Source organism: Gemmatimonadota bacterium (assembly GCA_016719105.1).
GTDB lineage: Bacteria > Gemmatimonadota > Gemmatimonadetes > Gemmatimonadales > Gemmatimonadaceae > SCN-70-22.
The window spans coordinates 1-13,275 of the sequence record JADKAQ010000023.1; the positions used below are offsets into that span (position 1 = coordinate 1).

The following is a 13,275-nucleotide window of genomic DNA, read 5'->3' on the forward strand; positions in this document are numbered from 1 at the left end:
AGCAGCATGATCGCGCTGCTCAGCTTGACCGATTCCACGAACGTGCGACGTGCGCGTTCCGGAGTGTCCTGCCGCGAAGTTCTGTCCGGCAATGGGGCGGCCGCGAAAGCGACCGCCATGCCCGGCAGGAGCACCGCCTCCAAGACCCGCGATCCGACGCCGTAGCCGGCCTGCGACGCCGCACCGAAGTCGCGGATGATCCAGTAGTTCACGGCCATCGACAGGAACATCAGGAAGAACTCGGCCCCAGCCGGAACGCCGATGCGGAGCAGGCGTCCCCGCACCTGAGGCGGGCGCAGCAACGTCCGGTTGAACGCGACCGACTTCTCCACCCGGCGAAAGTACGTGAAGAGGAGGGCGACCCCCACCACGACCGAGATGGTGCTCGCGAGTCCGGCACCCACCACGCCTAACGGGTGCCCCCGTCCCCATCCGGCAATGAGGACAGGGGCGAGCGCCGCGTTGAGCACGACGGTGAGCATCTGGACGACCATCATCGGCTTGGCGATCCCACTTCCGCGCAGCGCCGAGCCCATGGAGACCAGGGCGAACTGCATGGCGAGGGCAGGCAGGAAGCCGAACAGGTACGCGCGGTGCCGTTGCGCACCGTCTCCGCATCGGCACTGACCGTGCGCAGGTAAAGCGCCCGACAAGGGAAAGCCCGGCCGAGCGTGAGGGCGGCGGCGTGCCGCGAGCAGCACGCTCTGGTTGAAGACGAGGTTCGCGTCGGCGCGATCCTTCCGGCCGGCGGCGTGCGAGATGAGGACCATCGTCCCGACCCCCAGCACCTGCGTGAGGGCGATGACGATGAACTGGAGGTTGCCGGCAGCTGCAACACCGGCGATCGCGGCGTCGCCCAGTCGCCCGACGAAGTACAGGTCGATGAAGTAGTACGCCGTCTGGAAGACCATGCCGATGGCGAGTGGTGCCGCCATTCGTACGATGTGCGCCGGGATGGATCCCTGCGTGAGGTCGCGCATGCAGGGCGAGGACTAGAGAAAGGAGGCGTCGGCGAGATGGCGCGCGTGGTCGCGCAGGTCGCGAGGCCATGGGTCGGAGAGCGCAGCAGGCGTTCGCGGTCGCCGGCAAAGAGCGCGCGCGTGGCATCCTCGAAATGCGGCTGGTTGCCGAGCACGGCCGACATGAAGCGATACGCCGACTCCTGCGCGCGACGGACGCGGTCGCGCGAGACGCTCGCGCTTCGCGCCTGCTCCACCAGTCGACGGAGCGCCGCGGAGGCGCCTCCCGGTTGGGTGGCCAGCCAGTCCCAGTCGCGCGGCAGCATCGTCACCTCGCGCGCGACCACGCCCAGCTTGGGCCGGCCCGGTCCCTGCGGCGACTCGGTCGACTCGTCGTCGTCTCCGGGCGCCGGGGCGAGGGTCGCCGGCGCGGCGCCGACGGCGCGCGGGGTCGACGTCGACCGGCTCGCTGGTGACGGCGTCGAAGACGAGGACGGGGCCGCCCACGCCGCGTTCTGGGCGCCTGCACGGCGAGGGCGGCATTCGGCGAAGTCGCCCTGTACGCAATCAGTTGGTCGCCAGCAAAGGCGATGATCGGATTCGAAGTGCCGAGAGAGCATCGATCGCATCCACAGGCAAGGAGGTGCGATGATATTACCCGGATAAATCTCGAAGTCAATATCATCCGGGTTTTATTATCGGCGAGCGACGCCCAGCCCTCCTACTCAATTGCGAACGCGAAGCGTCGACCGTCCGCCGTCCACGCCAAAGATCTGGCCGGTGATCCAGTCGGCCTGATCTAGGCAGAAAGTCAGCGAGTGCGGCGACATCGTCGGGAGTGCCTAGCCGCTCCAAGGGGTGACTTCGCCAACGCCGTCGTCACCTGCTCGCTGCCGAGGAGTCGCTGCGCGAGTGGCGTCGCGGTGAGCGACGGGGCGATGGCGTTCACGCGGATGTCGGGCGCCAGCTCGGCGGCGAGCGAGAGCGCCAGTCCGTTGACGGCGGCCTGGCCATCCCAATGGAGGCGTGCATGGCAAAGGCCTGCGAGGCGGCAACGCTGGAGAAGAGGACGATCGACGTGCGGCCATCTCCCTTCCTGAGCGCGGCGAGCGCGCCCTGCACGGCGAGTGCGGCGCCGACCGCATTCACCTGGAAGTCGTGGAGAAAGTCATCGTTCGTGAGGCGCGCGAGTGGCCGGAGGTTGATGGTCCCGATGGCGTAGACCAGGTCCGTGGCAACACCTCGCCGGCCTCTGCCGACGCGCGTGCGGCGAGTGAGGGGTCGGTGACATCGCCAACGGTCCACGTGGCGCCCAACTCGGCGGCGAGCTCCTCGAGCGGTTCTTGGCGACGCCCCACGAGGTGCAGGCGATCCCCACGCGCATGCAGGCGTCGCGCGATGCACGAGCCAATACCGCCAGCGCCGCCGTAAATGAGTACAGTGCGAGACAACCAGACCTGCCAGCGAAGGGGAATGCCCACGTGCCTGACGAGGGCGCCGCGTTGACGCGCGGTTGCACCCGCCACACTACACGAGCGGGCGAACGCGTGAGCGCACGCTTCGGTTGCCGGCACGGCTACCACGATCCCGCTTGGACCGCACGGGGACGTCGCGGTGATGTGTGCGAACATGCCGCGCCACGAACGCGACCACGCGTCAGGCGGAACAGCGGTGCCGGTGGACGACGTTCAAGGGGAGCGCGTGCGATGCGTGGCACGCCGACCCATCCTCTCGCCGTCCGTACCTCGCCGTGCCATTCCAGACTCGCGCCGCGTTCGTCGCGGCGCTTTGTTCAGCGTCCCCTGGTTCCCGTGCGCCCCGCTCACGGCCAGGAACCCACGCCCGCCAGCCGTCCCGCCGAGCCGGGGTCATCTCGGGCCGCGCGTTCGATGCGGTGACTGAAGCGCCGCTCGCCGGGGTGACGATTCGTGTCATCGGGCAGGAGGCGGCCACGCAGTCGGATGACGCCGGGCGCTTCACGCTCGTGAACGTGCGTCCTGGCGTCGTGCAGCTCGAGGCGCGGCGCCTGGGCTACGCGCCGCTCATCAAGGCCGATGTCGCCGTCAGTGCGGGGAAGCCGGTGGTGGTGAGCCTCGCGCTCACGCGCCTGCAGGTGCAGCTGGAGGCGGTCACGGTGCGCCCCAGCGCCTTTCCGTCGCAGCCGCCAGCCGCAACCCCGGTCTCGAGCACGACGCTCTCGTCCGAGGAGCTGCGCCGCACGCCCGGGGCGTCGGAGGACGTGCTGCAAGCGCTGTCGATCGCCCCGGGGATCGCCACCACCACCGCCGGGCGCAACGACCTGTTCGTGCGTGGCGGCGCTGCGTACGAGAATCTCTTCGTCGTGGACAACATCGAGGTCCCGAACATCAACCATTTCGGGACCCAGGGGAACACCGGGGGGCCGCTCTCCCTCATCAACATCCGGTTCATCGACAACGCGACGCTCTCGGCAGGGGGCTTTGGCGTGCGCTACGGCGACCGCCTTTCGTCGGCGACGGTGCTCACGCTGCGCGAGGGGAACCGTGAGCGCGTATCGGGCGAGGTGAACCTCGCCGCGTCGCAGTATGGCGCCATCGTCGAGGGGCCACTCGGCAGCAAGGCGTCGTTCCTGTTCAACGTGCGGCAGAGCTATCTCGACCTGCTCTTCAAGGCGTTCGGACAGTCGTTCATCCCCCGCTATACCGACGCGGTCTTCAAGGCGACGTGGCGGCCGACCACACGTGACGCCATCTCGTTCCTGACCATCGGGGCCGTCGACCAGGTGTCGTTCACCAACGACGACGCCGATCAGCGCGTGGACAACTCGCGCATCCTGTCCCCCTCGCAGCGGCAGTATTTCTCCGGCCTCACGTGGAAGCGCCTGTTTGGACGTGGCGTGGCGACGACCACGCTGGGACGTACCTACACGCGCTATCGCACGGCGCAATTCGACTCGCTTGCGCCGCCGCAGAAGATCTTCGAGGCCAACACGGGCGAAGGGAGAATTCGTTGCGCAGCGACGTGACCTGGCAAGTGTCGCCCTCGCTCGGCTTCGATGCGGGGAACATCGCAAAGCTGGCCAGCGTGCTGCGCTACGACGTGACGATCCCGGGCGTCCTGCGGCGCGATGCGGGTGGGAACACGCGCCCGTTACGAGTGGACACGACATTCCGTGCCTTCCGCAATGCGACGTACGTGCAGGGGACGTGGCAGGCGACGCAGGCGTTGGCGGCTGTCGGGTGGGCTTCGCGGGGACTACTACGACTTCCTGTCGGAGTCGTTCGTGCTGTCGCCGAGGGCGAGCGCGACGTGGGCCGTTGATGCCGCCACCTCCGTGACGCTGTCGCTCGGCCGCTATCACCAGCCGCCGCCGTTCATCTGGCTCATCGGCGATCCGTCCAACGGTTCGACGCTTGCCCCGCTGCGCGCTGACCAGGCGGTGGTGGGGCTGCAGCGCGTGGTGGGGCGCGAATGGCGCTGGCAGCTCGAGGGGTTCGTGAAGCGCTACACCCAGTACGCGGCCCGCACCTTTCGCCCAAACGCCGTCCTGCAGCCGTCGGGATTCGACGACGTCTTCACCGACATCCCCTTTGGTCTCGAACCGGTCTCGTCTCGCGGTACGGGGCGCGTGTGGGGGGGCGAGGCGCTCGTGCAGAAGAAGCTCGGCCAGGTGCCGGTGTATGGCGTGGCGAGCGTGAGCTACAACCACACGTCGTTCACGGGGCTCGACGGGTCGTCAACGCGTGGTGCCTTCGACACGCCGATCGTTGCCAACGTCGTCGCCGGATGGCGTCCCAATGCGCGATGGGAGCTGAGCGGACGCATGCGCGCCGCGACCGGCCTTCCGGTCACGCCGTACATCGAGCGCGGCGGGGATGCCGGGACGCTCGACTTCACGCGCTACAATGCGGAGCGCCTCCCCTCGTTCTTCTCGGTGGATGCGCGTGTCGACCGACGCTGGCGCGTGGGGCGCACGCAGCTCGTGACCTTCATGGACATCCAGAACGTGAACGCGCGCGAGAACGTGACCGGGCTCCAGTGGGACCCGCGCGAGCAGCGCGTGGACCGCTCGGTGGGACTCAAGGTGCTGCCGACGATCGGGGTGAATTGGGAGTTCTAGTCGCCGTCGAGGGCCGTGCCTAACGCGCGCTGCCCGGCGCATGCCAAACCTCGCTCCCCGGTGGAAGGCGTCGTCATCCACCGGCCCCGATGCGGTGGGAGGATGCCAGCGGACGCGCAGCCGCATCGGCAGGCGGGAGGCTCCAGGGCGCGAGCGGCACGCTAACTGGGCGGCGCGCCTCGGGACGGGTTTAACGACAGGCCGAACTGCACGCCCCCCTCTGCCCCGGGAGCCACGCGCACGGGAAGCAGCCAGCGCTCCAGGCGGTTGCGGGGGTGCGCCCGCCCCCACCGTGCCACCACGCCGCCCGTCAGCGTGCCTAACGCGGCACCGGCCACGACGTCGCTCGCCCAGTGCTTGTCGTGGTAGATGCGCGAGAGCCCCACGAGGGTGGCCCCGGTGTACAACAGCGGCACGGCCACGCGCGCGCTTCCGGGCGCCGTGGCCCGCCACTCGGCGGAAAGCGCGCTCGCCGCGGCAAAGGCGGCCGACGTATGGCCGGACGGCATCGCGGTGTATCCCTCGCGGTGGCCGTGCCACCACTGGAAGTCGGAGGGGTCGCGCCCCTCGGAGACAAACGGACGCGCACGACCTGCGACATACTTCCCCAAGGTCGTGAGCGCCCCCGTGACGACGATCGCCTCGGTGACGCGGAGCCCTGCGGTGGCCAGCACCGGGCGATGCGCGACACGCCCGATGGCAAAGGCCGAAAGGCCACCGAGCAGGACACCGGGTTGCCCGGTGTACCGAAAGACCTCGGCGGTATTGCGCAGGGTCCGGTTGTCCTGCACCTCGCGCCGCTGGGCAGCACGGGCGACCCCTCGGTCGTTGTGGTACGCCACCGTGGCACCGAGGGCAAAGGCGCCGAGCATCGCGGCGTCGCGGCGACGGAAAAGCACGCCGTCAGATGCAATCCGGCGCGTGGAATCGCCACTGGCCTGTGCGACGAGCGGGGCGGGGAGCGAGAGCGCCAGCGCGGCGGCGAGCGCTACGCCCGACACCGGTGCGGCGCGGAGGGATCGAAGGGAGCCATGAACGGTCACCCCTGCACGATGCCACGCGTCGATCCCTCGCGCCATTAGCTTCCCTCCCCATGATCCGACTTCTCTGCGCCGACGTCGACGGCACCCTCGTTGGCGCCAACGGCGTCGTGCACCCCGATATCTGGCCCGCGGTCGACCGCGCGCGCGCCGCCGGCATTCGCCTGGCGCTCTGCTCCGGCCGCCCCGCATTCGGCATCACCCGCGACTACGCGGAGCGGTTGGCTCCCGATGGCTGGCACATCTTCCAGAACGGGGCGAGCGTGGTGCGCTTCCCCGACGGGCGCACGCACTCGGTTCGGCTCGATCCCACGCAGGTGCAGGCGCTGATCGCGCGAGCCCGCGCCACCGGGCGCACGCTCGAACTCTACAGCGATCTGGACTACGCCGTTGAAGAGGACTCCGAGAGCACGCGACAACACGCCGACCTGCTGGGAGTTGAGTTGACCCCGCGCCCGCTCGAGGCCTTCGACCAGGCGGTCGTGCGCGCGCAGTGGATGGTCCCGCGTGCGCTGCACGATGAGCTGCTGGCCGAGACCTACCCCGGGATCGAGATGTGGCCCTCGACGTCGCCGCTCATGCCCGACACGCTCTTTGTCGCCCTGCTCCCGATCGGGGTGAGCAAGGGGACGGGGGTGCAGGCGCTGGCCGAGGAGTATGGCGTGCCGCTCGAGGACATCATGTTCGTGGGCGATGCGTGGAACGACATCCCAGCGTTGCAGCTGGTGGGACACCCGGTGGCGATGGGCAACGCCGAACCGGAGGCGCTCGCCATCGCCCGCCACGTGGTGGGGCATGTCGACGACGGTGGACTGGCCGCCGCCCTCGACCTGGCGGTGCGGCTGCGGGAGGACGGGTGAGCGTGTCGCGTACGGCGGCGCTCGCCGCCAGCGGACGTCGCGCCATCGTGGCCGCGGTGCTGCTGGCGGCCTTCGGCTGCAGCGCCGCCGGCCGTCACACGACGGCGCCTGCCCTGGTGGAGTCGTGGCTGACGACCCCCGACCGCGCGCAGCTCCTCGCGCGCCAACCCGACATCACGTCCGCGGTGGAGCCGCCCGACACCCTCGGAACCGGGGCCACGCGCATCGAGGTCGACACGGCGCAGACCTTCCAGTCGATGGTCGGATTCGGTGCCGCCCTCACCGATGCCTCCGCCTGGCTCCTCCAGACGCGCCTGTCGCCAGCGCAGCGCGAGGCGCTCCTGCAGGAGCTCTTCTCTCCCGACAGCGGGATCGCCCTCGGCATGGTGCGCCTGACGGTCGGCGGCTCGGACTTCTCGCGAGCGCACTACACGTTCGATGACGTTGCGCCTGGCGAGCGTGACGATGCGCTCCGTCACTTCGACATCGCCCCGAACCGCGCCGATGTGATCCCCCTCATGCGGCGCGTGCGCGCCATCAACCCGGATCTCTGGGTGATGGCGACGCCGTGGAGTGCGCCGGCGTGGATGAAGAGCTCGGGGTCGCTGTACAAGGGGACGCTCCGCCCCGACGCCTATGCGGCGTACGCCGAGTACCTGCGACGCCTCGTCGACGCGTTCGCCGCCGAGGGGGTGCCGATCGCGCTGCTTAGCGTGCAGAACGAGCCGCATAACGAGCCGGCCGACTATCCCGGGATGCGCCTCACCGCGGACCAGCGTGCCGATTTCGTGGCGCACCACCTGGGGCCGCTCTTTGCCCTCCGTCAGCTCGCCACCCAGGTCGTCGACTGGGACCACAACTGGGATGCCCCCGAGTCGCCGCTGGGGGTGCTCGCCGACTCGCTGGCGCGCCGCTATGTCAGCGGCGTGGCGTGGCACTGCTACGCGGGAGACGTCGCGGCGCAGTCGCGGGTGCACGACGCGCATCCCGACAAGGACACCTGGTTCACCGAGTGTTCGGGAGGGGCGTGGGCGCCCAACTTCGGCGACAACCTGAAGTGGAACGTGCGCACGCTGATCGTCGGCGCCACGCGGCACTGGGCGCGCGGGGTGATGCTCTGGAACCTGGCGCTCGACGAGCGCCACGGCCCGCACGCCGGCGGCTGCAACGACTGCCGCGGCGTCGTCACGATCGACTCGGCCACCGGCGCGGTCACGCGCAACGAGGAGTACTACGCGCTTGCACACGCCTCGCGCTTCGTGCGCCCGGGCGCCGTGCGCATCGCCTCGTCCAGCGGCGTGAACGACATCGAGACGGTCGCCTTCCGCAATCGTGACGGCACGAAGGTGCTCATCGCCGCCAACTCGGCGGATGTGGCGCGCACGCTCGCGATCCAGGCAACGGGGGGGCGGTTCCCCGTCACGCTGCCGGCCGGTGCCGTGGCGACGTATCGCTGGCGCTGATGCGCCGGAGATCGTTCGCGGTGGCAGATGCGTGGTCGCAGATGCGCGGTCGCAGATGCGTGGTCGCAGATGCGTCGCCACGAATCGGAACGCAACGCGCCGTCGCCCGAACGGTGGACGGCGGCGCGCAGCTGCGAATGCACCCGCCTCGAGGCGGACGCACCCCGCCTAGTGTCCCGCGCCCTGCTTCGGAAAGACCGGGGCGAAGACGATGTACGGCGTCCGGGGGCGCTCTCCGGGCGGCAGCGCCGCGGGGGCCTGCGTCCCCGCGGGGCCGAGTCCGGTCACATACGCGTAGAGCGCCGAGAGGTCTTCGTCGGTCATGTGGTGCAAGCTCGGCCAGGGCATGGGTGGGAGCGAATTCCGCGTGCGCACCATCTTGATCCACTCCTTCTCGGGGAGTTCGCGCAGCTTCAGGCGCAGGTTGGCGGGATAGCTCGTCCCCCACGGCCCGTTGAATCCCATCGCGCCGCCCACCAGCAGCGACGAATCCGCGAGTTTGGCCCCCGGCTCGAGATAGCCCGGCGAGTGACAATCGTGGCATCCTCCGATGGCCACGAGGTACTTGCCGCGCGCGACCCGTGCGGCTGGCGCGCGGCCGGCCCCGTCGTGACTCGCGGCCGCCGACACGGTCGCCGCCTCGGCGTTGGCGGGGACGGAGGACGAGCAGGCGGTCGAGAGCGAAAGGGCGAGGATGGCGGCCAGCGAGGGCGCGGCGCGCAGGAAGGCAGCGTTTAGCATGACGAGGCTCCAGGAAGTGGTGTCGAGTGCATGCAAGCCTACACGCCGACAACCACCCGTTCCTGAGTCATTCGACCCATCGCCACAACGTGGGAGGGCGACCGTGTGCGGACGGCGCCACGCCATCGCCTCGCTCCGAAACACGTCCCCTCGGCGCTGCGGCACCGGGCCGCTGCGGCGCGCGCGGGCGACGGGGGGCGAGCGCGTTCGAGCGCGCTCGACACGCGGCGAGGGTTCATCGGCCCACGGCAGCGCGGCAGAGATGGGTCGGCAGACTGGCGATTGTCATGTTCCCGCCCATCTTCCTCGCATGCTGTCACGGTCGCTTCCGACTCCGCTGGTCTCCACCGCCTGGCTGGCCGAACACCTCGCCACTCCTGGGCTCAAGGTCGTCGACGCCAGCACCTATCTCGCCTCCGCGGGGCGAAACGCGCGCGCCGAGTACGACGCGCAGCACATCCCCGGCGCCGTCTTCGCCGACATCGACTGGCTGAGCGACGAGACCTCGGCGCTCCCGCACACCATTCCGCGTGCCGCGCAGTTTGCCGAGCGCATCGGATCGCTCGGGATCTCGAGCGACGACGCCGTGGTCGTCTACGACGGCTCGGGGCAGAACTTCAGCGCGCCTCGCCTGTGGTTCATGCTGCGGGCCTTCGGGCACGCGCGTGTCGCCGTGCTCGATGGCGGCTTGCGACGCTGGATGTTGGACGGGCACTCGGTCACCGCCGATGTGACCCCGCTCGCCCCCGCGCCGTTCACGGCGCGGCTCGACGCGGCCCGCCTGCGCGACGCGGCGGCGGTGTTCGCGAACATCGGCACGGGGGGCGAGCAGGTCGTTGATGCCCGGTCAGCCGGTCGCTTCGAGGGGACGGAACCTGAGCCGCGCGCCGGCGTGCGCGGTGGGCACATCCCCGGCAGCCGCAACATCCCCTACGCTCGGCTGGTACGCGAGGACGGGACCCTGCGCCCCGACGCTGAGCTACGCGCCATCGTGCACGAGGCGGGGGTCGACCTCACGCGCCCCGTCGTTTGCAGCTGCGGCTCCGGGGTGACGGCGTGCGCGGTCATCCTCGCGCTCGATGTCCTGGGCGCCACACACACGGCCGTGTACGACGGAAGCTGGACCGAATGGGGGGGACGCAGCGACACTCCGGTCGAAACCGGCCCCGCCCGTTAGGCGCGCTGCGCCCCTTCAGCGCGTCGCGCACTCCCAGCGCGTCACGCCCCGCCCCCGTCTCCCGCCACCGACCCCGCGACGTCACCATGCCCACCCCCCTGTCCCAACGCCTCCGCCACGAAACGGCGACGCTGCATCGCCAGGCCGAGCGCTCGGGGATCATGCTCGGGCTCCTGCGCGGGCGCCTGGACCGCGGGGACTACGTGCTGCTGCTGCGCGCGCTGCACGAGGTGTACACCGCCCTCGAATCGCGCCTCGACGCCACGGCGTCGTTTCCCGATGTCCGCCCGTTCTACGACCGGCGACTGCACCGCGTCGCGTCGCTCGCCGCCGACCTGTCGTTGCTGCATGGTGTCGGGTGGGAAGACGAAGTCGCGGCCGGCAATGCGGCGCGTGAGTACGCCGATCGCATCCTTTGCGCGACGCCATTGCAGCTGGTGGCGCATGCGTACGTCCGGTATCTGGGCGACCTGTCCGGCGGCAAGGCGTTGGGGCAGGTCGTCGCGCGCGCGCTTGCACTCCCCAACGGCGACGGGACCGCGTTCTATCGCTTCCCGGAGATCGCCGACGCCGAGCAGTACAAGGATCGATTTCGGGCGGCACTCGACGCCTGGCCGGTCTCCACCACCGAGGCCGACGGGGTGGTGCGCGAAGCGCAGGAGGCCTTCCGCCTGAACGTCAGGGTGTTCGAGGGGGTTGCGACGCGAACAGCACCATCTGACGCGCCACCTCTGCCGCCCGGCGCGTAAGCGACTCGATACTGCGCAGCGTGACCGGCTGAATCGCCTCCGCCACCGGACCGCTCAGGCTCATCACGGCGGTCCGGGCATTGGCCAGCACCGCGGCCATCATCTCGTCGAGCTCCGCGACCCCCGAGAGGCTGGCCAGCGTCCCGCCGGACGGTCCGGACTGCAGGGCCTCGCTCAGGCGCTCCCGCGCGGCCTCGGCGGCGCGGCGCGCACTCAGGTCGGTGAAGATGAGCATCGTGCCGAGGATGCCACCCTCCGGGCTGGGGACTGCGTCGGCACGCACCGCGAGGGCGATCGCCCCCTGCTCGCCCCGGACCGAGAGCTCGCCCACCCACGGTTGCAGCTCACGGCGCAACCGCCGCACCGCGTCGACGAGGTCGCCGGGATTCACGAAGTGCGCCGCCAACGACTCGAACGTCTCGGGCGAATGCGCCTCCATGCCGAGCAGTCGGCGCAGCGGCTGGTTGAGGAGGAGGATGTGGTCGCGCTCGTCGAGGATCACCATCGGTTCCCCCGAGCGCTCGACCATCCGGCTCACCGAGGCGAGCTGCCGCGCCACGATGAGGACCCGAATCGCTTGCACCTGCTGGATCGTGTCGAAGATCGACACCTGCAGCAGCTGCGCGATCGCCAGCTCCTGCTCGGTCCACGGGCGTGCGGTGTTGCGCACCTGTTCGGTCCACACCGCAAACGACCGCCGAGGCGACAGATGGTTCGGGTCGTCGCCGAGGACCGCCTTGTTGGGATTGCCCGCCCACCGCACAGTTTGCACCTGCTCGCGACGGAACCAGAGCAGGTAGTCCAGGCGCGTGGGAGTGATGCGCAGGGCAAGCACGCCGCTGGCCACGCCAGACAAACGGGCGAATGCTGGCTCCCGCTTGGTGAGCGCGGCGGACTGGAACAGGGGGCCCGACGAATGCTCGGCGATCCAGGCGGCGATGCGGCTCAAGTCCTCCGTGCCCGGGACCGCGCCGGTCGTCATCACCTGTCCCTCGTAGAGCAGAGCGCCCCCCGATGCGTTGAGCGTGCTCAGGAGCGAGCGCAGCACGCCGTACAGCGCCTCGTGCCAGTCGCCCGAGGCGGAGGCCGTGTCGACCATCTGCTTTTCGACGCGCGGCACCATGAGGATCGAGTGCGCCACCGCGCTGGCGTCGAGTGCGGCCAGGCGGGTCGAGAAGACGTCGGAGAGCAGTTCGCACGCCGCGCGCATCTCGTAGGGGAGCCGGCGCGGCGAGTAGTGATGGCACGAGATGAGCCCCCACAGCTGCCCGTCCTTCACCAGCGAGGCGACCAGCGTCCCGGTCACCCCCATGTTGCGCAGGTACTCGATATGGATCGGCGAGAGCGACCGGAGGTACGCCATCGACATGTCCAGGTCGGCGCCCGTCGTGGGAGACAGGCGCGGGAGCACCGGCACGGGGACGTACCCGGTGTCGGCCAGCACGCGGACGCGGTTGCGCAGGTACAGCTCGCGCGCCCGCTGCGGGATGTCGGAGGACGGGTAGTGCAACCCGAGGTACGGCTCCAGGGATTCTTCGCGTGCTTCGGCGACCACCTCACCGTGCCCGTCCGGGTCGAAGCGATAGACCATCACCCGATCGTAGCCGATGAGCGGGCGCAGCTCGCGCGCCAGCACCTGGCAGAGCCCTTCGACCGAACCGGCGGACGCGATGCGCGCGATGATGCCCTGCAGCTGGCGGGGAAGGGCGCCGGCGTCACGGTCGCCGGGCGGAAACTCGACACGTTCCAGTTCGAGCACGAGCCCGTGGGCCGGCACGCGGTGCAGCATCCCCTCCAACTCGATTGCCCCTGACGGCGCGTCGATCCGCGAGCGCAGCGGCAGGGGGCGCTCGACGAGATCGGACGAGAGCCCGTCGCGCACCGCGTACGCAAGCGCGGCACTCACGAGCTCGAGCGGCGTCCCCAGCAGCGCCGACATCGTCCCCCCGAGCAGGGTGGGGGCGTTGGCGCTGGCCTGCTCGATGACGAGCGAGCCCTCGGCCAGCACGAGAAGCACGCCGTGCGGCTGGATCGACCCCGCGAGATGGATGAGCTCCCGCTCGCAGTTCGTGAGGTCGGCGGTCCCGAAGGCGGGGTGACTGAGTGAATCGCTCATGCGGGCGCCTCGCTCACGAGGGGGGCTGTCACCGGGGTGGGACCAAGTGGGGCGGACGGCCGAGAGGGGCG

Annotated in this window: 9 protein-coding genes and 3 pseudogenes; 6 read left to right on the forward strand and 6 right to left on the reverse strand. The window is 70.1% G+C overall.

Annotated features, from left to right (window positions below; translation table 11 throughout):
• The 3 pseudogenes from IPN47_20460 to IPN47_20470 all read right to left on the reverse strand — a co-directional run bounded on the left by IPN47_20460 (window position 1) and on the right by IPN47_20470 (window position 2,590).
• A pseudogene (locus IPN47_20460) lies at window positions 1-980 on the reverse strand (MATE family efflux transporter).
• A gap of 12 nt (window positions 981-992) precedes the next feature.
• Window positions 993-1,588, reverse strand: a pseudogene (locus IPN47_20465) (DUF2239 family protein).
• A gap of 96 nt (window positions 1,589-1,684) precedes the next feature.
• Window positions 1,685-2,590, reverse strand: a pseudogene (locus IPN47_20470) (SDR family oxidoreductase).
• Window positions 2,591-2,853: 263 nt separating this feature from the next.
• On the opposite strand from IPN47_20470, the gene IPN47_20475 reads away from it, so the two are divergent.
• Together IPN47_20475 and IPN47_20480 are read left to right on the forward strand one after the other, a co-directional pair.
• A complete protein-coding gene (locus tag IPN47_20475) occupies window positions 2,854-3,963 on the forward strand; it encodes a carboxypeptidase regulatory-like domain-containing protein (GenBank protein MBK9410372.1) in 1,110 nt (369 codons plus the stop codon).
• A 159-nt stretch (window positions 3,964-4,122) separates the two neighbouring features.
• Complete coding sequence (locus IPN47_20480; GenBank protein ID MBK9410373.1) at window positions 4,123-5,058, forward strand: TonB-dependent receptor; 936 nt, start codon at window positions 4,123-4,125, stop codon at window positions 5,056-5,058.
• 161 nt (window positions 5,059-5,219) lie between these two features.
• On the opposite strand, the gene IPN47_20485 is transcribed toward IPN47_20480, so the two are convergent.
• The gene (locus IPN47_20485) at window positions 5,220-6,101 is read right to left on the reverse strand and encodes a phosphatase PAP2 family protein (protein MBK9410374.1); all 882 of its coding nucleotides are present in this window, start codon (window positions 6,099-6,101) and stop codon (window positions 5,220-5,222) included.
• Window positions 6,102-6,151: 50 nt separating this feature from the next.
• On the opposite strand from IPN47_20485, the gene IPN47_20490 reads away from it, so the two are divergent.
• Both IPN47_20490 and IPN47_20495 read left to right on the forward strand, forming a co-directional pair.
• Window positions 6,152-6,958 (forward strand): Cof-type HAD-IIB family hydrolase, encoded by an 807-nt coding sequence (locus IPN47_20490; protein ID MBK9410375.1) that lies wholly within the window; start codon window positions 6,152-6,154, stop codon window positions 6,956-6,958.
• A gap of 2 nt (window positions 6,959-6,960) precedes the next feature.
• Window positions 6,961-8,421 carry a glycosyl hydrolase gene (locus tag IPN47_20495; GenBank protein ID MBK9410376.1) on the forward strand — a complete coding sequence of 487 codons (1,461 nt, stop codon included), beginning with the start codon at window positions 6,961-6,963 and terminating at the stop codon, window positions 8,419-8,421.
• Window positions 8,422-8,589: 168 nt separating this feature from the next.
• Here IPN47_20495 and IPN47_20500 read toward each other — a convergent pair whose 3' ends face one another.
• Window positions 8,590-9,162 carry a hypothetical protein gene (locus IPN47_20500; protein ID MBK9410377.1) on the reverse strand — a complete coding sequence of 191 codons (573 nt, stop codon included), beginning with the start codon at window positions 9,160-9,162 and terminating at the stop codon, window positions 8,590-8,592.
• 310 nt (window positions 9,163-9,472) lie between these two features.
• On the opposite strand from IPN47_20500, the gene sseA reads away from it, so the two are divergent.
• A complete protein-coding gene (gene sseA / locus IPN47_20505) occupies window positions 9,473-10,339 on the forward strand; it encodes a 3-mercaptopyruvate sulfurtransferase (GenBank protein MBK9410378.1) in 867 nt (288 codons plus the stop codon).
• A gap of 86 nt (window positions 10,340-10,425) precedes the next feature.
• A complete protein-coding gene (locus IPN47_20510; protein MBK9410379.1) occupies window positions 10,426-11,088 on the forward strand; it encodes a biliverdin-producing heme oxygenase in 663 nt (220 codons plus the stop codon).
• Here IPN47_20510 and IPN47_20515 read toward each other — a convergent pair.
• A complete protein-coding gene (locus tag IPN47_20515) occupies window positions 11,018-13,204 on the reverse strand; it encodes a GAF domain-containing protein (protein MBK9410380.1) in 2,187 nt (728 codons plus the stop codon). The two genes, IPN47_20510 and IPN47_20515, sit on opposite strands and share 71 nt — an antisense overlap.
• Between the last annotated feature and the right edge of the window lie 71 nt (window positions 13,205-13,275).

Coding starts and splice junctions, on each gene's coding strand:
- IPN47_20510 (MBK9410379.1), top strand. CDS start 10,426: ATGCCCACCCCCCTGTCCCAACGCCTCCGCCACGAAACGGCGACGCTG.
- sseA (MBK9410378.1), top strand. CDS start 9,473: ATGCTGTCACGGTCGCTTCCGACTCCGCTGGTCTCCACCGCCTGGCTG.
- IPN47_20490 (MBK9410375.1), top strand. CDS start 6,152: ATGATCCGACTTCTCTGCGCCGACGTCGACGGCACCCTCGTTGGCGCC.
- IPN47_20500 (MBK9410377.1), bottom strand. CDS start 9,162: ATGCTAAACGCTGCCTTCCTGCGCGCCGCGCCCTCGCTGGCCGCCATC.
- IPN47_20480 (MBK9410373.1), top strand. CDS start 4,123: ATGCGACGTACGTGCAGGGGACGTGGCAGGCGACGCAGGCGTTGGCGG.
- IPN47_20515 (MBK9410380.1), bottom strand. CDS start 13,204: ATGAGCGATTCACTCAGTCACCCCGCCTTCGGGACCGCCGACCTCACG.